This window comes from Rhizobium sp. YTUHZ044 (assembly GCF_051123975.1).
Taxonomy (GTDB): domain Bacteria; phylum Pseudomonadota; class Alphaproteobacteria; order Rhizobiales; family Rhizobiaceae; genus Rhizobium.
Genome location: NZ_CP101427.1, coordinates 430,054 through 450,069, shown reverse-complemented (window position 1 = coordinate 450,069; position 20,016 = coordinate 430,054). Strand labels below are relative to the sequence as shown.

Annotated in this window: 16 protein-coding genes; 3 read left to right on the top strand and 13 right to left on the bottom strand. The window is 62.0% G+C overall.

Annotated features, from left to right (window positions below):
- Positions 1-128 precede the first annotated feature (128 nt).
- The 6 genes from NL154_RS24985 to NL154_RS24960 are packed head-to-tail and all read right to left on the bottom strand — an operon-like array spanning position 129 to position 8,263.
- Complete coding sequence (locus NL154_RS24985) at positions 129-1,175, bottom strand: carbohydrate ABC transporter permease (RefSeq protein WP_434734216.1); 1,047 nt, start codon at positions 1,173-1,175, stop codon at positions 129-131.
- A gap of 1 nt (position 1,176) precedes the next feature.
- Complete coding sequence (locus tag NL154_RS24980) at positions 1,177-2,172, bottom strand: carbohydrate ABC transporter permease (RefSeq protein ID WP_210631816.1); 996 nt, start codon at positions 2,170-2,172, stop codon at positions 1,177-1,179.
- 1 nt (position 2,173) lies between these two features.
- On the bottom strand, positions 2,174-3,280 hold the full coding sequence (locus NL154_RS24975; protein ID WP_221147376.1) for an ABC transporter ATP-binding protein: 1,107 nt from the start codon (positions 3,278-3,280) through the stop codon (positions 2,174-2,176).
- On the bottom strand, positions 3,268-4,632 hold the full coding sequence (locus tag NL154_RS24970; RefSeq protein ID WP_434734215.1) for a glycoside hydrolase family 28 protein: 1,365 nt from the start codon (positions 4,630-4,632) through the stop codon (positions 3,268-3,270). The genes NL154_RS24975 and NL154_RS24970 overlap by 13 nt, the downstream gene beginning before the upstream one ends.
- Positions 4,629-5,723 carry a glycoside hydrolase family 88/105 protein gene (locus tag NL154_RS24965; protein WP_434734214.1) on the bottom strand — a complete coding sequence of 365 codons (1,095 nt, stop codon included), beginning with the start codon at positions 5,721-5,723 and terminating at the stop codon, positions 4,629-4,631. The genes NL154_RS24970 and NL154_RS24965 overlap by 4 nt, the downstream gene beginning before the upstream one ends.
- A gap of 17 nt (positions 5,724-5,740) precedes the next feature.
- Complete coding sequence (locus NL154_RS24960) at positions 5,741-8,263, bottom strand: hypothetical protein (protein WP_434734213.1); 2,523 nt, start codon at positions 8,261-8,263, stop codon at positions 5,741-5,743.
- Positions 8,264-8,453: 190 nt separating this feature from the next.
- On the opposite strand from NL154_RS24960, the gene NL154_RS24955 reads away from it, so the two are divergent.
- Complete coding sequence (locus tag NL154_RS24955; RefSeq protein WP_210631811.1) at positions 8,454-9,740, top strand: ABC transporter substrate-binding protein; 1,287 nt, start codon at positions 8,454-8,456, stop codon at positions 9,738-9,740.
- A gap of 134 nt (positions 9,741-9,874) precedes the next feature.
- Here NL154_RS24955 and NL154_RS24950 read toward each other — a convergent pair whose 3' ends face one another.
- A complete protein-coding gene (locus NL154_RS24950; RefSeq protein WP_221147372.1) occupies positions 9,875-10,351 on the bottom strand; it encodes a MarR family winged helix-turn-helix transcriptional regulator in 477 nt (158 codons plus the stop codon).
- A gap of 97 nt (positions 10,352-10,448) precedes the next feature.
- Between NL154_RS24950 and NL154_RS24945 the strand changes: the two genes are divergently transcribed.
- On the top strand, positions 10,449-10,817 hold the full coding sequence (locus tag NL154_RS24945) for an antibiotic biosynthesis monooxygenase family protein (RefSeq protein WP_210631809.1): 369 nt from the start codon (positions 10,449-10,451) through the stop codon (positions 10,815-10,817).
- Between the two features lie 96 nt (positions 10,818-10,913).
- Here NL154_RS24945 and NL154_RS24940 read toward each other — a convergent pair whose 3' ends face one another.
- From NL154_RS24940 to NL154_RS24915, 6 genes are all read right to left on the bottom strand, one after another.
- Positions 10,914-13,058: a methyl-accepting chemotaxis protein gene (locus tag NL154_RS24940; protein ID WP_434734212.1), complete on the bottom strand. Its 2,145-nt coding sequence runs from the start codon at positions 13,056-13,058 to the stop codon at positions 10,914-10,916.
- A 16-nt stretch (positions 13,059-13,074) separates the two neighbouring features.
- Complete coding sequence (locus tag NL154_RS24935) at positions 13,075-14,004, bottom strand: substrate-binding domain-containing protein (RefSeq protein ID WP_210631807.1); 930 nt, start codon at positions 14,002-14,004, stop codon at positions 13,075-13,077.
- Between the two features lie 197 nt (positions 14,005-14,201).
- Positions 14,202-15,086, bottom strand: coding sequence for a carbohydrate ABC transporter permease (locus tag NL154_RS24930; RefSeq protein ID WP_210631806.1), 885 nt, complete (start codon positions 15,084-15,086; stop codon positions 14,202-14,204).
- Positions 15,076-16,002 carry a carbohydrate ABC transporter permease gene (locus NL154_RS24925; RefSeq protein ID WP_434734211.1) on the bottom strand — a complete coding sequence of 309 codons (927 nt, stop codon included), beginning with the start codon at positions 16,000-16,002 and terminating at the stop codon, positions 15,076-15,078. The genes NL154_RS24930 and NL154_RS24925 overlap by 11 nt, the downstream gene beginning before the upstream one ends.
- A 52-nt stretch (positions 16,003-16,054) precedes the next feature.
- Positions 16,055-17,275 carry an ABC transporter substrate-binding protein gene (locus NL154_RS24920; RefSeq protein ID WP_434734210.1) on the bottom strand — a complete coding sequence of 407 codons (1,221 nt, stop codon included), beginning with the start codon at positions 17,273-17,275 and terminating at the stop codon, positions 16,055-16,057.
- A gap of 46 nt (positions 17,276-17,321) precedes the next feature.
- Complete coding sequence (locus NL154_RS24915) at positions 17,322-18,641, bottom strand: alpha-L-fucosidase (protein WP_210631803.1); 1,320 nt, start codon at positions 18,639-18,641, stop codon at positions 17,322-17,324.
- A 207-nt stretch (positions 18,642-18,848) separates the two neighbouring features.
- Between NL154_RS24915 and NL154_RS24910 the strand changes: the two genes are divergently transcribed.
- Positions 18,849-19,856, top strand: a complete 1,008-nt coding sequence (locus NL154_RS24910; RefSeq protein WP_210631802.1) for a LacI family DNA-binding transcriptional regulator — start codon at positions 18,849-18,851, stop codon at positions 19,854-19,856.
- The last annotated feature ends 160 nt before the right edge of the window (positions 19,857-20,016 follow it).

Sequence of the window (20,016 nt, the reverse complement as noted above, 5' to 3'; positions counted from 1 at the left end):
CCAGTTAATCCTGCACGGCTCCGATCCAAATAGGACTGAAGCTGGCGCGACGAAATCGGAAAGGCAGACTTAAATCCTTGGAGGTTTCCTCGCCTCGACCCCAATCGGTGCCGCGCGCCAGGATTCGTTCACTTCATTCCCGTACCGGCAATGCCTGTGGTGATGTATTTCTGCAGGAACAGGAAGACGACGGTGACCGGCAACAAGCTGAGGAACGTCATCGCCAGGATATAGTGCCACTGCACCGAGAACTCTCCCTGGAAGGCGTTGAGCCCGACCTGCAGGGTGAAATTCTCGCGGCTGTTGAGGACGATGAGCGGCCAGAGGAAATCGTTCCAACGCCAGAGCACGGAAAAGATCGCCAGCACGGCAAGCGCCGGCGCCGTCAGCGGCAGGATGATCCGCCAGAAGATGCAGAATTCGCTCGCCGCATCGACGCGTGCCGCCTCGATCAGTTCGTCCGGTATGGTCAGCATATATTGCCGCAGCAGGAAAACGGCCGTCGGCGAGGCGACGGTCGGCAGGATGACACCCCAGAGATTGTCGGCGAGCCCGACCCCGACAATGACGAGATAGGCCGGGACCATGACGACGGCGAGCGGGATCATCAGCGTCGAGATGATGATGACGAACACAGTCGTGTCACCGCGAAATTTGTATTTCGACAGCGCAAAGGCAGCCATGGCGTTGACAACAAGCGTCAGCAGCGTCGCAACCACGGTGACGAAGACCGAATTTTTCAGGAAGGTCAGGAAGTTGAAGCGCGTCAACGGATCGGTGTAGTTCTCGGTGGCAACGGTCAGATGCTGCACCGGCGTGATTCCCTTGACATCGACACCGATCGGTTGCCCCGGATTTGCAGGATCGACCATCTGCGCCTTGAGACCGATGCGCCGCATCATGGCCATTTCACGCTGCTGGCCATCAATCGTTACGTTCCAAAGGCTGAGAGGCTTGTCGAATCCGGGCACGGTCTGCTCCACGGCGGCCCGCGGAAGCAGCGACGGCGGAAAGCGGGTGATCTCGGCCGCCGGCTTCAGCGAGGAGAGGCCTGCCCAGACGACGGGAATGAGCACGGCGAGCGTTCCGCCGATCAGCCAGACCCATGACAAGATATCGGTGATATCGATGCGTCCGGCCCGGCGTGTGCGTGAGAGAAAACTGATCGGGTTCATCTCAGGACTCCATCCGCTTGCCGAGGCGCAGCTGTATGAGGGTGAGAACCAGAAGCACCAGCCCCATGAGAACCGAGGCGGCGGAGGCAAGCCCGAAGAGACGAAGATCGCTGCCGAAGGCCATCTGGTAGATATATTGGACGATGAAGCTGTTGGCCGTGCCCGGGCCGCCGCCATTGGTCAGAACCCAAGCTTCGTCAAAGATCTGCACCGACTTGATCATCAGAAGGATGAATACGACCAGCAGGTTCGGGGCAAGAAGTGGAAGCGTGATCCTGAACAGCGTGCGGCGCGGTGAAGCGGCATCGATGGACGCGGCTTCATAGAGATCTTTCGGGATCGCCTGGAGGCCGGCGAGCAGGATCAACGTGTAAAAGCCCATATGGAACCAGACCGACACGACCACGACAAAAAAGCGCGACCAGCCAACGTCGAGCAGGAAGATCTCGGGCGGAACACCAAGCATCTGAAAGAAGGCGTTCAGCAGGCCGTTGCGATCGAGGAACCACTTCCAGATCAGGCCGATGACGACGGGAGACAGCAGAACCGGATAGAAGAACATCGCTCGGAAGAAGCCACGCGCCAAGATCGCCCGATTGAGGATCAGCGCCGTGATCAACGCCACCAGCAATGTGGCGATGACGTTGAAGGCCACGAACCAAAGCGTGTTCCACACCGCCGTCCAGAACAGCGATTCCTGGCAGGTTCCGGGCTGCAGATAATTGCCGCAGGAAAGCAGGGTGCGGAAGTTGTCGAGACCGACGAACGGCCGGTCGGAGACGAAGAGATTGGTGCCGCCCGTGAAGGCGTAGCCAACGGCGATGGCGATGGGAAGGAAGGTGAAGATGGCGAACAGGATGAGGTTCGGCGCCAGGAACAGCCATGGCATCCGCTTGCGGCCGAACAGACGCTCGATCGCATTCATCGGCGCCTCGACCACCCTCATCGCCGTTTCGCCTGTCTGAGACAGCAACGTACCGGCCGTGAGCTCTGCCATATCAGCGCCTCCCCTGCCCGGACCGTCTGCCAAAGGCCAGGCCGCTTTCGGGATCGAACAGATGAACGCGGGCCGGATCGGCATCGATCATGATCCGGTCGCCGGAAACCGGCGCGAAATGGCCGGCTTCATGGATGATGATCTGATCGTCTTGCCCGGCGAGATTTCCATAGACATAGGTCTCGGTCCCGAGCCCTTCGTGATACTGCACGACGAATGGCAGGCCGCGCTCGCTGGAGCGGGTGAAATGCGCTGGCCGGATACCGGCAACAACCGACCGACCGACCGCAATGCCGGCTGGATCGACACTGCTGACGATTGTGCCGCCGTTGCCGACATCGACGACGACGCCGCTTTCGCCGACGCCCGAGACCTTGCCCTTGATGATGTTCATGCGCGGCGAACCGAGGAAGCCGGCGACGAAGAGATTGCGCGGATGATCGAAGAGCTCCAGCGGTGCGCCGACCTGCTCGATCCGACCGGCGCGTAAAACGACAATCTTGTCGGCCATGGTCATCGCCTCGACCTGATCGTGGGTAACGTAGATCATCGTCGTCTTGATGTCGCGGTGGAGCTTGGTGATCTCGGCCCGGGTCTGGACACGCAGCGCCGCGTCGAGGTTCGACAGTGGCTCGTCGAAGAGGAAGATGTCGGGCTCGCGCACGATCGCCCGGCCGATCGCCACGCGCTGGCGCTGGCCGCCCGAAAGCTGCTTCGGACGTCGGTCGAGATACGGTTCGATCGCCAGCATCCTGGCCGCCTCGGCAATGCGCGCCTCGATTTCGGCACGTTTGAACTTCAAATTTTCCAGGCCGAAAGCAAGATTCTTGCGTACGCTCATATGCGGATAGAGCGCATAGGACTGGAAGACCATCGCTATCTTGCGCTCGGCCGGCGACAGCGCGCTGACGTCGCGTCCACCGATCGCGATTGCGCCCGAAGTCACCTCCTCAAGGCCCGCGATGATGCGCAAAAGGGTTGACTTGCCGCACCCCGACGGACCGACGAAGACGACGAACTCGCCGTCCTTGATGTCGAGTTCGACGTCATGCAGGATTTTGACGGCGCCATACGACTTGTTGACGGTGGAAAGTTTCAGTTCTGCCATGCCCCACTCCCATCAGATGCCGCCGTTTCCATGACGACGTCGATTGCGTTCCAGCCTTGCGGCAGCGGTGCAGGCCTCGTAATCCGCACCTCGTTCATCAATATCCCGGCGACATCGGCCACGTAGACGGCCGGCATTCCGCCGGGATACTCCTGCAGGCCGATCACCCGTCCGTCCGAACCTCGGGTCCAGGCATTGGCACGCCCGCCGCCACCCGTCTTCGGCGCGAGGTCGGCATTCGTCGGGCGCAGATCGTAGGTCCGCCCGGTGCCAAGCTGCCCCGGCTGCTGATCGACGGTGATACGGGCCAGCGACACGTTCCGGATGCCTGACGGCACCGCCGCAATGATGGTGATCGCGCCTTCCATCCGCCCGGTCACATCCTCGACGATCAGATTTTCGATGGCGCCCGCAGGGCGTTCGGCGATGCGATCGACGACATTGACGGTCAGCGCCTCCCCCGAACCCCAGAAACCATCCGGCGTTTCGCGGCACTCTACCGAAATTCTGGAAAACCTCACATTCGAGATCCGGCCGCCGTCGCGCGAGAATATGCCGAGCGCCCGGCTGGAAGCCGAGACGCTGCAATCCTCGAACAGGACATTGCTGACGTCGCCATGTGTTTCCGTGCCGATCTTCAGCGCGCAGCTTAGGCTCTGAACGGAGCAGCGGCGCACGAGAATGTTCTCGCACCGGCCGATGGCGACGCCTTGAGGACCGATGCTGGTTTTCAGGCAGATGCCGTCGTCGGCGGTCGAGATGTTGCAATCCTCGATGACGGCGCCGCGGCAGGCATCGAGCACGATGCCATCCGTATTGGGAAGGCGGCGGTCGTTCTCGATGGTGACGTCGCGGACGACGACATCGGTGCAGTCGACGAAATGCAGTGTCCACATCGGCGAGCGGCTGACATGAATGGAACTGATCTCGACGTCGTCGCAGCCTTCGAAGACGACGACGCGGGGGCGGGATTCGGCGGGGATGAAGGTTCCCACAGTCTCATCGTCGCCAATGATGAAGCTCTCGCAGCCGGCTTCGATGCGCCCTTTCCCCGTCAGGCTGATCCGCTGCGCATCCTTGGCGACGATCATGCCGCGATCCGATTTCTCGGCGATCACCGAAACCGTCGTATGCGCGTAGGCGGCATAATCGGGAACCGGACGCAGGATCGCCCCGGCGGCAAGATGCAGATCGACGCCGGAGCGCAGCCGGAGCCCCCGGCAGAGGTGGATGCCCGCCAGGAGTTCCAGGCGTCCGCCGCCGGACGCCGAAAGACGGTCGATCTCCGCTTGCAGACCGTCGGTATTGTCGCCGTCGAGCGCCTCGATCGCGACGAGGGAGGTGGCGCTCATTGGCGGCGGCCGCCTTCGATCAGGACTTCGGTCAGCAGCAGCATGGTCAGCGCCTGGCCGTAAGGCGTCGGCAGGTTCGGGATGCGCCGGTAGAAATCGAGGTCATGGCCCATCGGCGTGCCATCGGAAACGCCGTGGACGACGCCCTCGTCGTCGATCTGCGCCATCACGGCCTTGAGCGCGCGCTCCGCATGAACCCTGTCGCTCTCGTCGAGAATGCCGGCATCGATGGCGCGCAATATGCCATAGGCGATGCCTGCCGTGGCCGAGGTTTCGATCGGCGAGGACGGATCATCCAGAAGCGTCGTGAACATGCCGTCCGGCCGCTGATAGACTTTCAGGGAGCGCACTTGGCTGACGAGGACGTTCGAGAGGTAACGCCGATCCTTCTCACTGAGCGTCGGCACGAGATCGAAGAGCTCGGGAATGGCAACAGTGATCCAGGCGTTGCCGCGCGCCCAGAAGGCACTGGCGAAGTTGTGCCGGCCGTTGAAGGTCCAGCCGTGATACCAGAGCCCGGTCACGGGATCGGAGAGATAGCGGGTGTGGATGACGAACTGATAGACGGCCTCGTCGACCCAGTCGTTGCGCTCGCAGAGCACGCCGGCGCGCGCGAGGAAGAGGCAGGCCATGAACAGCGTGTCGTCCCACAATTCGCCGTCGTTGAGGCGTTCCTTGACGACGTGCTGGAAGCCGCCCTCCTCGGTCTTCGGCAATTCCATGATCAGCCAGTCGGCCCAGTCCTCGACGAGGGCGCGGAAATCGGGGCGGTCGACATGCTCGACGAGGATTGCGAGCGGCAGCATCGGCGCCGTGCTGTTGATCTGGCGCGGCGGAAGGCCCCGTTCGATCTGTGCGCTGTACCAGGCGACGAGCTCCTCCAGCGCCTTATGGTCATTGGCGGAAATCGCGCGGCGCAGAAATCCATAAAGGCCAACGCCGACTTCCCAATCCCATTCGTCGAACTGGATGCCGGAGGCGGCATCGTCCGTCACGAGACCTTCCTTGATGCCCCGGAGCCGGCTGAAAGCCGTCGCCACGCGATCGATCGTCGTCAGGAGGGCGGCGTTGTCGACAGATGCTGTGTTCATGCTGAAGAACCTATGTTTTAGCAGTAGAACGGCCCGTCAGCGCCGGCTTGGCAAGCGGCGCTGTCGTGGGTGAGGATCGGGTGCGGCTGATCATGCGTGAACGCCCGGGGCTGACCGGCGATCGAAAAACCCTCCGCATAGGATAGAGCGATCGCCGGACCGCACGGCGGCGTCAGGGAAAGACGCCGAAGGGTCGGATCGAAGGACACCGCCGTCTGGCACAGGCGCTCGATGAAGCCCTTGAAAGCATCGTCATTGCCGGATGCGACGATGGCCGCCCAGCCGCAGAGCGATCCATGCGAGCGCGCCTCCCGGCCGGCGGTCGGCCCGTCGGTGATCAGCTCCAGGCCGTTCGAGGCCCAGAGGGCGGCAAATCCCCTGCCCGACCGGGCGATCAGCCATTTGTCCTCGACGATCAGATCGTCGAGACCGTCGCGGCCGATATAGGCGTGCGTCCAGGCATGCCGCGCATCACCCGTGTCCTCGATCAAAAGGGCGACGTTGCGATGCTGGGCGACACGCGGCAGGATGCCGTTGCCGGCCCAATAGGACGGTCGTTGGTTGCCCCACGGGTCGTCTTCGCCGGGATGGTTGACCCAGAGCCTCGCCATCGGATGGCCGGCGAGCCGGATATCGAGAACGTGCTGCTGATGCCCCTTCCGGCCGGTCTTGTGACCGACGACAGTCGAAAGCTGTGCGGCCTCGTTCTTGAAGAGCACGAGCTTGCCGCTCTCGAGCCCCTGGCTGTAGCGCGCCTCGACGCTTCTTCCGCGCGAAAGCGAAGCAAGCTCGGCGAGATCGGCCGGAGGCTCATAATCGCCGGCGCAGAACATGGTCAGCGCCGCGACGCCGTTGTTGAGCCAGCCCGTGCCGAAGGCGACCTGGGCGAAGGGCGCAAGCTCGGTCAGCGGGCCGGCGCGCAGTTCCTTGTCATAGGCGCGCCCCTGCGACCCCGCCGGAACGCCGGCAAGCGTATGAAGGGCGATCATGCGGAAGATGAGATCGATCTGGCCGCGAGCGCGGCCGGCGATCCCGCTCTCCGCCCAGCGCTCCAGTGCCAGCAGGCCGATGAAATCGATCGGGTAATAGGCGGCCGAGTTCCACTCCGCCAGGCCATGCGCTTCGACGCTGTCGAACCAGCGCCCGAGGCGCTCGGTGGCGAGCGCCGCCTGCTGACGGCCCGTGCGCCCCGAGGCCGAGAACATTTCGTCGGGCAGGAGAAGTCCGGCCAGAAGCTGGCTGGTATGGAAGCAGAGCACATGGTTCTCGCTCCAGAACCACATCGCGTCGTTGCCCGGCTCGTCGACCCAGTAGCGGTAGGAGAGAACGGAATGGCGGATGCGCTCGACCATGGCCTTGGGCATCCGGTCGCCATAGGCGCCAAGCAGCCACAAGAGCGGCACCATGATGAAATCCGAGCAATCCTCACGCTGATCGATGGAGGCGAGCGTCGCATCGACGATGCGGTCGAAGCTTTCCTGGTCGCCGTAGCCGGTTTCCATCATGGCGATCAGGCGGCCGGCGCGGTTGGCGCCGAAGCGGGCGCTGTATTCCAGCGCCTGCCGCTTGCGGGCGGCAAGCGACGCCTCTGCCGGCGATGGCGAGATGCTGCTCATGAAGGCGGCATCGATGACGCGGGTGACCGAGCCCGTCCCGGAGCCGATCGTCATATGGATGCCGTGATAACCGTCGGCAATGGCGCAGACATCGTCGGCCGTCAGCCGGTTCTGGCCGGCGTGCAGGGTCAGCTTCGCATGGGCGAGAACCGGCCGCTCGTGACCATGGCCGACCACCTTGAGCTCCACCGGCAGGTCGCGCTCGGGCGCCGTATCGAAGATGATCTCCAGCGGCTCTTTGACGAAGACGTCGCGGGCCGGGCGCACGCCGCGCGAAAGCGCTTCCAGCTCCCGCACCTCGTCCTGATCCAGCGATACTGGCAGCAGCACGCAGAGCGGCTCCTCGTCCAGCATTTCGAGCTCGAAGAACCAAGTCGTGTCGCGCTCGGCAAGATCTTCGGTATGGACGAGAATCTCGTTGTCGCCCGCCTCGAGCTGCAGCCTTATCTCGGTTGCGCTCTCGATGTTACGCTTGAAAGGTTCGAAGCGCACCGCCTCCTGCCCGTTGACCCATATGCGAACGCCGCCGCAGGTCTTGAGCGCGAGATTGAGCGTGCGGGGCGCCTCCGTCCTGAAGGTGCCCTTCAGCCATTTCCTGACATGCGTCGGCACATGCCAGAAGCTGGTGAATTCGACGCGGCGGTTGGAGCCGGGAAGATTGAGGCTCTCGGTCTGCCAGGATGTGTCGGGCATAAGCTCGCGGCCGACCATGGTGGACCAGAAGGCCTTGCGGCACGGCAGGTCGCCGACATCGACAAAACCGTTGATGAAACGATAGTCGACGCGGTCTTCGGCGGGCGCGGGCTCGCCGGGAAAATAGCGCGCGATGAGGGCGGACACGGCCCACGCTGTTATCGTCTGCCTCTGGCCCACGCCATAGGCTGGCGCCATGTCGTCCGGCTGCTTGATGCTTTCCGTTTTCACAGATCGCCTCCTCCGCAATCCAATGAAAATATTTTCATCAGGTTATTTGGTGCGTGATTTTTGAAAATTGCTCAAGAACGCCGCTATTGCTGCAGGAAATAGCTTGACGAGATGAATGTCAAGTATATGAAATTGACTTATCGATGGCCAAGGCCGCGATTGATGAAAATGTTTTCATGGGAGGATGAAAATGAAAAACTATCTATCAGGGGCTTTCGCACTGGCGTTGACGACTGTTTCCCTCGCTTGGTCCAGCACTGCCATGGCGGAAACCAAGACGATCACCTTCTTATTCACCGACGACGATCAGGCTTACGTCGAGCGGATGGAAGCCCTGAGCAAGGAATTCGAAACGGCGCATCCCGACATCAAGGTCAACTTCGTCTCATCGGGCTATGATGCGGTCGCCAAGCAGTTGCCGGTACAACTTGCCGTCGGCGAGGGTCCCGACATCGCCAAGATCACCGATTGGCAGCTGGCGCCCTATTACCTCGACATGCGCCCGCTGATGAAGGATCCGGATGGCTTCGCCAAGCTGCACGGCGACAGCCTGAACACGCTTCGCTTCCCCGGCGTCAACGATCCGAACTCGATCAACGGCTATGTTGCGTCACAGACCTTCAACCTGCCCTTCGTCAACAAGACGCTCTTCGAGCAGGCCAAGGAACCGCTTCCCCAGCCGACCGCTACACTGAGGGACATTGTCGAAGCCTCCGCGCGCGTCGCCAAGGCCACGGGTGCGCAGATCCCCTTCACGATGGACCGCTCGGGCCATCGCTTCTCGGGCGCTGCCTTCTCCTACGGCTCGAACTACGTCAAGGACGGCAAGTTCTCGTTCCCCGACGATGCTGCCAAGCGCTACATCACCGACCTCTACAACTGGACGAAGGACGGCTCATTCCCCAAGGAAATGTGGGGTGCGGCCGGCGGAACCCAGTACAAGAACATGGGTGACGAGTTCGTCAACGGCAATGTCGTGACCTATCTTGCTGGCAACTGGATGGTCAATCCGTTCCAGAAGAAGATCGCCGACGCTTTCGACTGGACGGCGATCAGCGCGCCGTGCGGCGATGCCGGCTGCTATGCAATGCCGGGCGGCACCGCGATCGTCGGCTTCAAGCGCACCAAATATCCCGAAGCCGTGGCCGCGTTCATCGAGTTCCTCGGCTCTGAAAAGATCCAGCGTGAAATCGCCGAAAATTACGTCATCCTGACCGGCGCCGACATCAAGGATCCGCAATACAAGCTCGAGAGCAAGAACGCCAAGGAAGCCATGGCCGTCTTCCTTGCGGCCCGCGACAGTGCGCCGCAGGCCGCCCGCGACCTGGAACGCCTCAAGGGATCCGGGGCCATTTATCAGCTTATCGTCCAGCGGATGAGCCAGCTGATCGTCGGCGAGCTTTCCCTCGACGACACCTTCAAGGCCATGAGCGCCGACGTCGACAAGATCAACGGAGCGCTTGCCGCCAACAAGTAATCGGCCGCGCCTGTCTCCCACAGATTGCGCGCTGCATCAGCCACGGCCTCGCAGCGGGCCGTGGCTGATCGTTTTTGGCCCCTTTCTCACAGATCCGTTTCCGAGGATCGGCGGCAGCGTTATTTCAACTGCCGTCAACCCGGCTCCTCGCCGCCTTCGCTTCCTTCCAGCTTCTGGAGAAGCGCCTTCATGACCCGATGGGTGATTTCGATGTCGGTGATTTCGAGGCCCTCCGCGAGGCCGCTTGCCCATGGGGCCTGGAGGCGCATAGCGGCGTTGAAGGTCTCGCGGCCCTTCTCCGTCAGCACCACGAGTTGGGCGCGCCGGTGATGCGGATTGGCCGCGAAGGCGACAAGGCCCTCCTTCTCCAGATCGTTGACGATGCGCTGCACATTCTGGCGGTTCGCGCCCATGTCACGCGCGAGCCAAGCGACCGGCTGAGGGCGCGCCGACGCGCCGACCGTGCCGAGAACCTGCCAGCGCGCACTCGTCAGCCCAAGGCCGGCAACCAGCCTGTCGCCCGACGTCAGCATACGGTTGTTCAGCCGGAACAGGTCGAGAATGAGAATGGTCAATGCGGATCCAGCAGCTGTTCGCTCAGGTTTATCCATTTGTCACCATGCAATATATTTGACATCATAATGTCAATATCATATGTCTCGTTTATGTCGAATTGACATCACGCAACCATACAGAATGGAGTGTACCATGTCACGCATTCGCCCGATGGACCCTGCCTTCCCGATCGAGCGCCAGATCGGCATCGATGCGTTCCCGGTCGTACTCGTCAACCTGTTCACGCTCGACAAGGCCGATGAAAAGGCATTCCTCGAAAACTGGCAGGACGACGCAACCTTCATGAAGAAGCAGCCGGGCTTCATCTCCACCCAGCTGCATCGCGCATTGGGCGAGAACCCGACCTATCTCAATTACGCCGTCTGGGAATCGAACGAACATTTCCGCGAGGCCTTCACCCATCCCGAGTTCCGGGCCAAGATTTCGGCCTATCCCTCCTCGGCGATCGCCTCGCCGCACCTCTTTCAGAAGGTTGCGGTGCCAGGCATCTGCGTGGCTTAGCCGAAAGAGTGAGGAATTCGGGCCCGTGAAGGAAGGTAGACGCGGCTCCCGCCGGCTTGCCGGCGGGAGCGGTTGGATGTTTGCATCAGCAGGACATCAGGACGCCAATGCGTAGTATCGCTGCTCCGACCCCCTGCCGCTGCCGGTCTTGAAGCGGCGCAGCAGTTCGGCGAGGCTTTCGGTTTCCTGGGTCAGGCTCTGGGCGGCGGCCGTGGTCTGTTCGACCATCGCGGCGTTCTGCTGTGTCACCTTGTCCATCTGGTCGCCAGCGGCCGAGACTTCGCGCAGACTCGTCGCCTGCTCGCGGGCGGCAACCGCGATTTCAGCAACGGTCTCATTCATCGAAGAGACCTGCTCGACGATCTGCTCCAAGGAGACGCCGGATTCGCCGACCAGCTCGACACCCGTCTTGACCTGCGCCGAGGAGGTGGAGATCAGTTCCTTGATCTCCCTTGCCGCATTGGCCGAGCGCTGGGCAAGCTCGCGGACTTCCTGGGCGACGACGGCAAAGCCCTTGCCGGCTTCACCGGCTCGAGCCGCTTCGACACCGGCATTCAGTGCAAGCAGGTTGGTCTGGAAGGCGATCTCATCGATGACGCTGATGATGTTGCCGATCTTCGACGACGAATTCTGGATTTCCGTCATTGCGGCGATGGCGCGGGAGACGATCTCGCCGCCCTTTTCCGCATTGGTGCGGGCCGTCGCCACGACAGCCTGGGCGCGGCTTGCACCCTCGGCCGTCCCGTTGACGCCCCGCGTCACGTCGCCAAGCGCCGCGACGGTTTCTTCCAGCGACGCAGCCTGCTGCTCGGTGCGGCGGGCAAGATCGTTCGAGGCGGTGGAGATTTCCGCAAGGCCGGAGCGGATCGTCGTAACCGCGCTGATGACGGAATCGACCACCTCCTCGAGGCTTGCGACCGAATTGTTGAAGTGATCGCGGATTCTGACGTAGCGGGCGTCCACTTCGCCGACGCGGACGGAGAGGTCGCCTTTCGAGAGCGCGTCGAGACCAAGCGAAATCTGTCGGAAGGCATGTTCCATCACCTGCGCGTCGGAAAGCCGCTCGGCCTCCTGGCGCAGCCGCTCTTCTTCGGCCGCCAGGCGGGCGCGCTCGGCATTGGCCTCGGCGATCAGCTTGGCGCGACCCGTTTCCTGGAACACCTTCAGCGAACGCGCCATGGCGCCCAGTTCATGGCGGTGCTCGACGCCTGTGATGACGATAACGTCGTCGCCGCGGGCGAGCTGTTCCATGGATTGCGCCATGCCCCGGACAGCCGAGGAAATCAGCCGGCCGACGAAATAGGAGAGCACGAGGCCGATGACGATCAGCAGGCCGCTGATGACGAGCGTCGTGCTGGTCGCCGAGGCAACCGTTGCTTCGACCGAGCCATCAAGGTTCTTCTGCGCGCCGGTCACCGTCGCCTGCAGATCCTTGAATTCGCCTGCGATCTTCGGCGCCAAAACGTTGAGCTGCGTCTGGCGGATATTGCCGGAGGCCTGCAGCACCTCCTTCATGTCGCCGAGGCGCGCGGTGTAATTCTGCATGAGCTGGCCGGCGCCCATCAGGCGCTTCTTCTGCAGCTCGTTCTTGGCAGCCTTGGCAGCGGCGTCGTTCAACGCCACTGCCTGGGCAAGTGCTGCCTGCGCCGTGTCATAGGCGGCGAAGTCATCGGAGTGAACGAAGCGCTCGGAGAAATAGAGACTGCGGTTCAGGGCCTCCAGCGTTTCCGCTGTCATGTGCAGCAGGGCAACGTCGGTCTGGCGCCAGGCGCTGCGCATGACGTCGTTGAGCGCGATGCTGGTCCAGGGGCCGAATTCGGTGACCTTGGAGATCAGCAGGTCGCGCCGGGCCTGAAGGGTGACAATCTGTTCGAAGGCCTTTTCGTAGGCAGCGATATCCTGGCGGATCATCGCAAGGCCGGACTGCAGCTCCTTGTTGCCGGCAAAACGCGGGTCATCCGCCTCGAAGGCCTTCACGCCGGCGCGGAAACCATCGACGACGGCCTGCGTCGGCGTCGAGCGGAAGGCTTCGGCCGACAACTGGATCTCGTGCAGCTGGTCGCTGTAATCCGAGATGGCGAGGCTCTGGCCTGCCGTGGCGCGATAGGAGGCGAAGATGGCGGCAAGCCCGTTCATGCCGGAGATCGCGCTGACCGTGAGCAGGCTCATCAGCAGGATCAAAGGCACGAAGCCCGCCGTGATCTGCGCGCGAATGCCGAATTTATTCCAGAAATGCAACATTATAGGCCTCTTATGCTCACTGGCTCTTCGGCAGGTATTTGGAAAGGTTCTCAGACGTCACGAGTTCGAAGGGAACGTTGTTTTCGCGCGACACCTTCTCCTTGTTGACGAGCTTCACGGCAGCGTCGACTGCGGCCGCGCCCTGCCCGACGGCGCTCTGGAGAATGGTGACGTCGAGATCGCCGGCCACCATTGCGGCAAGCGCATCGTCGGTCGCGTCGACGCCGGCGACGACGACATCTTTCATCGGCATGCCGGCCTTCTTCATGGCGCGGATCGCGCCGAGCGCCATCTCGTCATTGTTGGCGATAACGGCGTCGAACTTGACGCCGGCCGCAAGCCACTCCTGCATCTGCTGGTCGGCATAATCGCGCGACCAGTAGGCGGCCTGCCGCTCGACGATCTCCAGGCCCTTGCATTCCGGCGTGGCGATGACATCCGATATATCCTGGGTGCGGGCGCGGGCGGCCGCGTGGAAAGGCTCGCCCATCAATACGACGACGCGGCCCTTACCCTTGAGCAGCGCGCAAACCTGCTTCGTCTCCAGCGTCCCCGATTCCTTTTCGTTGGAGGCGACCACGACCTGATTTTCAGGAAGATCGAGCAGGTTGGAAGGAACGTTGTTGATGTAAACAAGCGGAATGCCCGCATCCGCCGCCATCTTGGTCATCTGCGGCCCGAGATCGCCATCCGAAACCGCCAGGATGATGGCGTCGACCTTGTCGGCGATGAGCTTCTGGACCTGCTTCTTCTGCAGCTCGTTGTCGCCCTTGGCGTTCTCGGTAACCAGCTTGAGGCCGGAGACCATCTGCCCGTGCGTGACGACGCCATTGAGAAGCGCTGTCCTGAATTTGTCGAGATCGGACATCGAAACGCCGATCGTCTGAGCATTGGCAACAGAGACCGACATCGCCAAGGCGATGGATACAAGCGTGGCCGTTTTCATAAATTCCCCTGCGCAATTCGGATAGAAGCGCGTTATTTCAAATTTTGGTTAAATTTTACTTTTCGCGCCGGAGCTGGAAGTATCGGCGGGGGACTTGATGCCGTGGCGGCAGCCCCTTCTTCGGCTCCGGTCACGTGGACTTGAGAGGCGCTGCGGCAAATTCGGAACTGATGCCTCAAGTCTTTGTTTCATTGACGTTATCTTCCGCCGAATCCGGAGCCGACGCTGATGCCCTTGTAGATTACTCTCTGCAGCACGATGGCGAGGATTACCCCAGGCACCATGGAGATGGTGGCGCCCGCCATAATGTAGTTCCAGGCGGTGCCCTGCTGCGTCTGGAACAAGGTGAGCCCGAGCGGCAACGTGGCCTTTTCGAGCCCACTGGTGGCGATCAGCGGCCAGAGGAAACTCTTCCACTGCGCGATGAAGGTAAAGAGCGACAGCAGGCCGATCGCCGGCATGGCGAGCGGAACGATGACCCTGACCAGGATGCGCAGGCGCGAGGCCCCGTCCATCATCGCCGCCTCATCGAGGTCCTTGGGAATGCCGAGAATGAACTGCCGCAGCAAGAAGGTGCCGAAAGAGGAGAATGCGACCGGCAGGATCATGCCGTGATAGGTGTTGATCCAGCCGAGCTTGCTGACCAGAAGGAAGAGCGGGATGACCAGCATCACCTGCGGGATCATCAGCGTGCTGAGATAGGTGAGCAGCAGCCCTTCACGGCCGGGGAACCTCAGGCGGGCGAAAGCGTAGGCCGACAGGCAGGAGACCACGATGACGATCACGGTCACGCCGCAGGCAACGACGAAGGAGTTCAGCAGGAAGGTGCCGAAGGGCAACGACACCAGCGCCTCGATGAAATTACCCCACTGATATTCCTCGGGCAGGATACGGACCGGCACGGCCAGCACTTCGGTGTTGGAACGCACTGCATTCGACACCATCCAGAAGAAGGGAAAGAGAAAGAGCAGCGCGATCAGCGACAGTCCTGCGTAGCTGACGAAGCTGCCGATCCGCCGCAGGATGCGATGCCGGTTCCGGGACTGGGAATGCGGATACCGCGAGGCCGGGTCAGTCGTCATAATGCACCCATTTGCGCTGCATGTGGAACTGCAGGATGGTGAGCGCCATGATCATGACGAACATCACCCAGGCGAGCGCCGAGGCGTAACCCATCTGGAAATTGGTGAAGCCCTTCTGGTAGATGGCGAAGCCGAGGGTGGCCGTCGCCGAGCCCGGGCCGCCACGCGTCATCGCAAAGATCTCGTCAAAGACCTGCAGCGAGGTGATGGCCGTCATGACCGTGGCGAAGAAGACCGTCGGCGAGATCAGCGGCAGGCGGATGCGCCAGAAGCGCCGCCAGGGACCGGCGCCGTCGATCATCGCCGCTTCGAGATAATGCTTCGGCACCAGGTCGAGCGCGGCGTTGAACATCACGACGTTGTAGCCGACATTGGCCCATAGCGTGACGAGCACGACCGCCTGCATGGCCCAGCTCGAACTCAGCAGGAAGTTCGGCAGGCCGAGGCCGAGCGAACGGATGACGCTGTCGGCGAGCCCGTCCGGCGTGAAGATCAGCAGCCACACCACAGAGGCTGCGATCGTCGGAGTAAAGGTCGGCAGAAAGAAGATCACCCGAAAGATCGCCTTGCCGCGCTTCAGGCTCGATATCCAGACCGCGAGCGTCAGCGAAACGATGATATTCACAGCCAGATACTCGACGGCGAAGAACAGCGTATTGCGCAATATGGTGTAGAGGGCTGGATCGACGGTGAAGAGCTTGATGTAATTCTGCAAGCCGACGAAGGATGGCGTCGAGATCAGCTGCCAGTTGGTGAAGGAGAGCGCCAGCGACGCGACGATCGGCAGGGCCATGAAGATCATGAAGCCGAGGAAACTCGGCAGCAGGAACAGCATGGCCGTCTGCGTCTCGGGTTTCAAGAAGCGCCTGGGATGACCGGGCTGCAGGGCAATTTCGGCAACGGCGCTTTCCGACATCTCTTCCTCCATGCGCGGCAGCTCCCGCCGCCGCGCTCTAGCACGGCACGCTCTATTGCTGCGCGAGGCTCTGGATGGACTCCATCGTCTGCTTGGCGTCGGCGCTGCCGCCGAAGGCGGGTGGGAAATACTGGTTGAAGAGATTTTCCACCGCCGCCCAATTGTTGGTGATGACATAGGGCACCGAATGCGCCAGCGAATAATCGAGCGCCTCGCCGCCATTGGTGATGTCCTTGGCCGCCACCTTGTACCAGGAGGATTGCGAGGCTGTGCGCGCCGGCAGCGCCCGGCCCTGTTCGGCGAGATATTGCAGTGCCTCGGGGCTGGTCAGCACCTGGATCGCCTTCCAGGCCGCATCCTTGTTCTTGCTCGTCGTGGCGATGCCGAAACCGGAGCCTGCCGTGACGGCCGTAAGCTCTCCGTCTGCGCGCGGCAGGGTGGTGGAACCAACCTTGAACTTGACCTTGTCCTTCATGCCGATGATTGACCACGGACCGTCGATATACATGGCGACATTGCCAGAATAGAAGCGCCCCTGGATGACCGTGCCGGCATCGGCACTCGACGGCACCAGCGGCGCGACCTTGTCCTTGGCGGCAAAGCCGATCACCCTCTCGGCAGCGGCAATGGCGCTCCGATTGGTGAGGTCGAGCTCACCGGCATCGTTGACGTATCTATCGCCCCAGGCCGAGGCCAGGACCGAATAGTTCTGCGGGGTGATGCCGAAGCCGTACTTTCCGTCCTTCGTCAGCTTCTTGGCGGCATCGGTAAACTCGGCAAGCGTCCAGCCCGGCTTCGGTAAATGAATACCGGCGGCTTGGAGCGCGTCCTGGTTATAGTAGATGACCCACGGACCGACGTCATAGGGCAGGCCGTAGAGCTGCTTGTCGACGGACATGCCGCCGATGATCGAGGGGGTGAAGGCCCCGACGTCGAATTTGTCGGCCGCGATTCGGTCGTTCAGCGGCTCGAGCAGCGAATAGAAATTCGGCATGCGCAGCGACTGCATGGACACGATGTCGGCGAGCTGCCCCGACGCCGCCAGCACCGGCAGCCGCGTCCAGTAGTCGACCCAGCCCGTCGTCGTCAGCGTCACCTTGATATCGGGATATTTGGCGTTCACCATGTCGGCCAGGTGCTGCCAGCCTTTGGTATCGGCATCGGAGCCGGTCCACATCTGCCAGGTCAGGTTGATCTGCTCGGCCGAGGCGGCTGTGGCAAAGAGGCTGCCGCTAATTGCGGCAAGCAAAAGCGTTTTTTTCAGAACCTTCATGGGTTTCTCCTCCTCCATGACGCAATGAACACGCAAGTGCGATCGACTACGCCTTGAGGACGATCTCGATCACCGGGACGGTAACGTCGGGTCGTCGCACCGGCAGTTCGAGCGTGATCATGCCTTCCGGCACCATCACGCCGATATTGGAATCCACATCCCTGGTGTGGCTGAGCCAGCGCACCTCGCTGGCGTCGTGCAGGAATTGCGCATATGCGATCCTGTCGGCGAGACCTTCGATATGGATGTGGCGGTAAGGCCAGTTGTAGACATGCAGGTAGAGGCGGTTGCCGCGCTGGGTGTAGCGGCAGCCGGCCGGCACCGGAAATTGGGACGGACCGGCTCCGTAGATCGACCGGGCATTGACCGCCATCCAGTTCTGGTAGACCTCGAGTGCGGCGATGGCGCGGGCATCGAACGTGCCGCGGCCGGTCGGGCCGACATTCATCAGCAGGTTGCCGCCGAGCGCGACGGAATCGATGAGCAGTTGGATGATCTGTTCCGGGCTCTTCCAGCTGTCCTCGTCGCGATGATAGCCCCAGGAACCGCTGAAGGTGTGGCAGGCTTCCCAGAGCACGCCCTGACTCGCAAGAGCCGGCGCCACGCGCGGCGTATATTGCTCCGGCGTCGTGATGTCGGGCAGCTTGCCCGACGGCAGATCGAGGCGGTTGTTGACGATAATTTCGGGTTGCAGCTCGCGCACCAGCTCCAGCAGCCGTTCGCTCTCCCAGTCTGCGCGCCCCTTGCCGGGCAGGCCGCGATATTCACGGCGGGGATAGCTGAAATCGAACCAGATGATGTCGATGCGGCCGAAGCCGGTCAGAAGCTCGCGCACCTGTTCGCGCATATAGGCGGCGTAATTGACGATGTTGCGGCCGGCATTCAGCGCCTCGACTTCCGGATGATTGCGCAAGGGGTGGTGGACGTCGATCGGGAAATCGGGATGGTGCCAGTCGAGCAGCGAGTAATAGAAGCCGATCTTCAGTCCCTCGGCGCGGAAGGCCTCGACCAGCGGCGTCAGCAGGTCCCTGCCGCAAGGCGTGTTCGGCGCCTTGTAGTCGGTCACCTTGCTGTCCCAGAGGCAGAAGCCCTCATGATGCTTGGTCGTAACCACGACATATTTCATGCCGGCAAGACGCGCGCGGCGCGCCCATTCCTTCGGATCGTAAAGATCGGGATCGAAATTATCGAAATAGCGCTGGTAATGGTGGTCAGTCAGCTCTTCTCGGTTCTTCAGCCACTCATGCCGCGCTCCGAGGGCATAGAGACCCCAATGGATGAACATGCCAAGACGATCATGGCTGAACCAGGCGTGCTTACCCGCTCCCGACACCGAATTTTCAGGCTGGCGCTCCGAACTCGTCACAGGTTTTCTCCTCCCTGTTTTCCGGCCCCACCTCATGTCGAACCGGTTCGGTGACTGAACATCGTCCTGGATCCAGCGCATGTCAAGCCGAAATTCACAATTCGCAAACTCCGAAAGAGCCGGCTCAGAAGTAGTCATTTCGCCAGGTTCTGTTGCAACGGCGGATAAAATCTGACAAAAGAAAGCTTTAGAACCGGTTCGATAACCATGACGACCATACGAGATGTCGCGCGCCTGGCGGGGGTTTCGATCTCGACCGTCTCGCTCGCGCTCAACAGCCCGAAGCGGGTCGGCGCCGAGACGCTCGACCGCATCCGGCAGGCGATACAATCGACCGGCTACCGCATCGATCCGGTGGCCCAGACGCTGGCGCGCGGGCGCAGTTCGCTGATCGGCTTCGTGTCGGCCAATCTCGGCAACATGTTCTTCGGCGACATCCGCCGCGAGATCGAGCACCAGGCGCTCGACCACGGCTATTTCGTGCTGATCGCCGACTCCTCCGGCAGGGCCGATCTCGAACGGGCGCTCTTGGAGCGGCTGCAGGCGCAGAAGATCGCCGGCATCGCTTTGGCGGCAAACGGGCGCGGCGAGGAATACGCAAGCTTCCTGCGCGAGTTCAAGACGCCGATCGTCATGTTCGACCAGAAGGTGGAGGGCGCCGAACGCGATTTCGTCGGCTCCGACAATCCGCTGACGACGACGATCCTGACCGAGCACCTGCTGCAGCTCGGCCACCGGCGCATTGCCTTCATCTCCGGCCCGAGCGGCCTGCACACCGCCGACGAACGCCTGAAGGGCTTCATGGATACGATGGCGGGCGCCGGCGTCGACGTCGATCCTTCACTCGTGGTCGAGGGCGGCTATACCAGGAGCGGCGGCCACACGCAGGCGATGCGCCTGCTCACCCGCCGCGATCGCCCGACCGCGATCATCGGCGCCAACAACATGATGGGGCTGGCAACCTTGCAAGTGATGCAGGAGATGGGCTTTCGCTGTCCCGACGACGTATCGCTGGCAATGGTCGACGACGTGCCCTGGAGCAACGTCATCACGCCGCGCATCACCATGGTCGTGCAGGATGCGCAGAAGCTCGGGGAACTGGCTGCACAGCGCCTGTTGGCCAGGATCGCAAGCCCCGAGGCCGCCGCCGAGCCGCCGCAGGATTTCATCCTGACGCCGAGATTCGTGCGTGGGGAGTCGACAAAGCGGCTATAAGGCGCTGGCCTAAACTTCCTTGCGAGGCCAGGGAAGAGGCCGATCATCATCGAGGCTATCAGCCCATGCTTGCATCAACCCGTGATCGACAGTCTTGCCCTCGTCCACATCAACCAGTGCTTCAAGAGTCAAACTGCGGCGCTTTCCTGCACAGGCGGAA

Bases quoted from the DNA above. Each gene is read 5' to 3' on its own strand.
- NL154_RS24985 (WP_434734216.1), bottom strand. From the start codon at position 1,175: ATGAACCCGATCAGTTTTCTCTCACGCACACGCCGGGCCGGACGCATC.
- NL154_RS24980 (WP_210631816.1), bottom strand. From the start codon at position 2,172: ATGGCAGAGCTCACGGCCGGTACGTTGCTGTCTCAGACAGGCGAAACG.
- NL154_RS24975 (WP_221147376.1), bottom strand. From the start codon at position 3,280: ATGGCAGAACTGAAACTTTCCACCGTCAACAAGTCGTATGGCGCCGTC.
- NL154_RS24970 (WP_434734215.1), bottom strand. From the start codon at position 4,632: ATGAGCGCCACCTCCCTCGTCGCGATCGAGGCGCTCGACGGCGACAAT.
- NL154_RS24965 (WP_434734214.1), bottom strand. From the start codon at position 5,723: ATGAACACAGCATCTGTCGACAACGCCGCCCTCCTGACGACGATCGAT.
- NL154_RS24955 (WP_210631811.1), top strand. From the start codon at position 8,454: ATGAAAAACTATCTATCAGGGGCTTTCGCACTGGCGTTGACGACTGTT.
- NL154_RS24950 (WP_221147372.1), bottom strand. From the start codon at position 10,351: ATGGATAAACCTGAGCGAACAGCTGCTGGATCCGCATTGACCATTCTC.
- NL154_RS24945 (WP_210631809.1), top strand. From the start codon at position 10,449: ATGTCACGCATTCGCCCGATGGACCCTGCCTTCCCGATCGAGCGCCAG.
- NL154_RS24940 (WP_434734212.1), bottom strand. From the start codon at position 13,058: ATGTTGCATTTCTGGAATAAATTCGGCATTCGCGCGCAGATCACGGCG.
- NL154_RS24935 (WP_210631807.1), bottom strand. From the start codon at position 14,004: ATGAAAACGGCCACGCTTGTATCCATCGCCTTGGCGATGTCGGTCTCT.
- NL154_RS24930 (WP_210631806.1), bottom strand. From the start codon at position 15,086: ATGACGACTGACCCGGCCTCGCGGTATCCGCATTCCCAGTCCCGGAAC.
- NL154_RS24925 (WP_434734211.1), bottom strand. From the start codon at position 16,002: ATGTCGGAAAGCGCCGTTGCCGAAATTGCCCTGCAGCCCGGTCATCCC.
- NL154_RS24920 (WP_434734210.1), bottom strand. From the start codon at position 17,275: ATGAAGGTTCTGAAAAAAACGCTTTTGCTTGCCGCAATTAGCGGCAGC.
- NL154_RS24910 (WP_210631802.1), top strand. From the start codon at position 18,849: ATGACGACCATACGAGATGTCGCGCGCCTGGCGGGGGTTTCGATCTCG.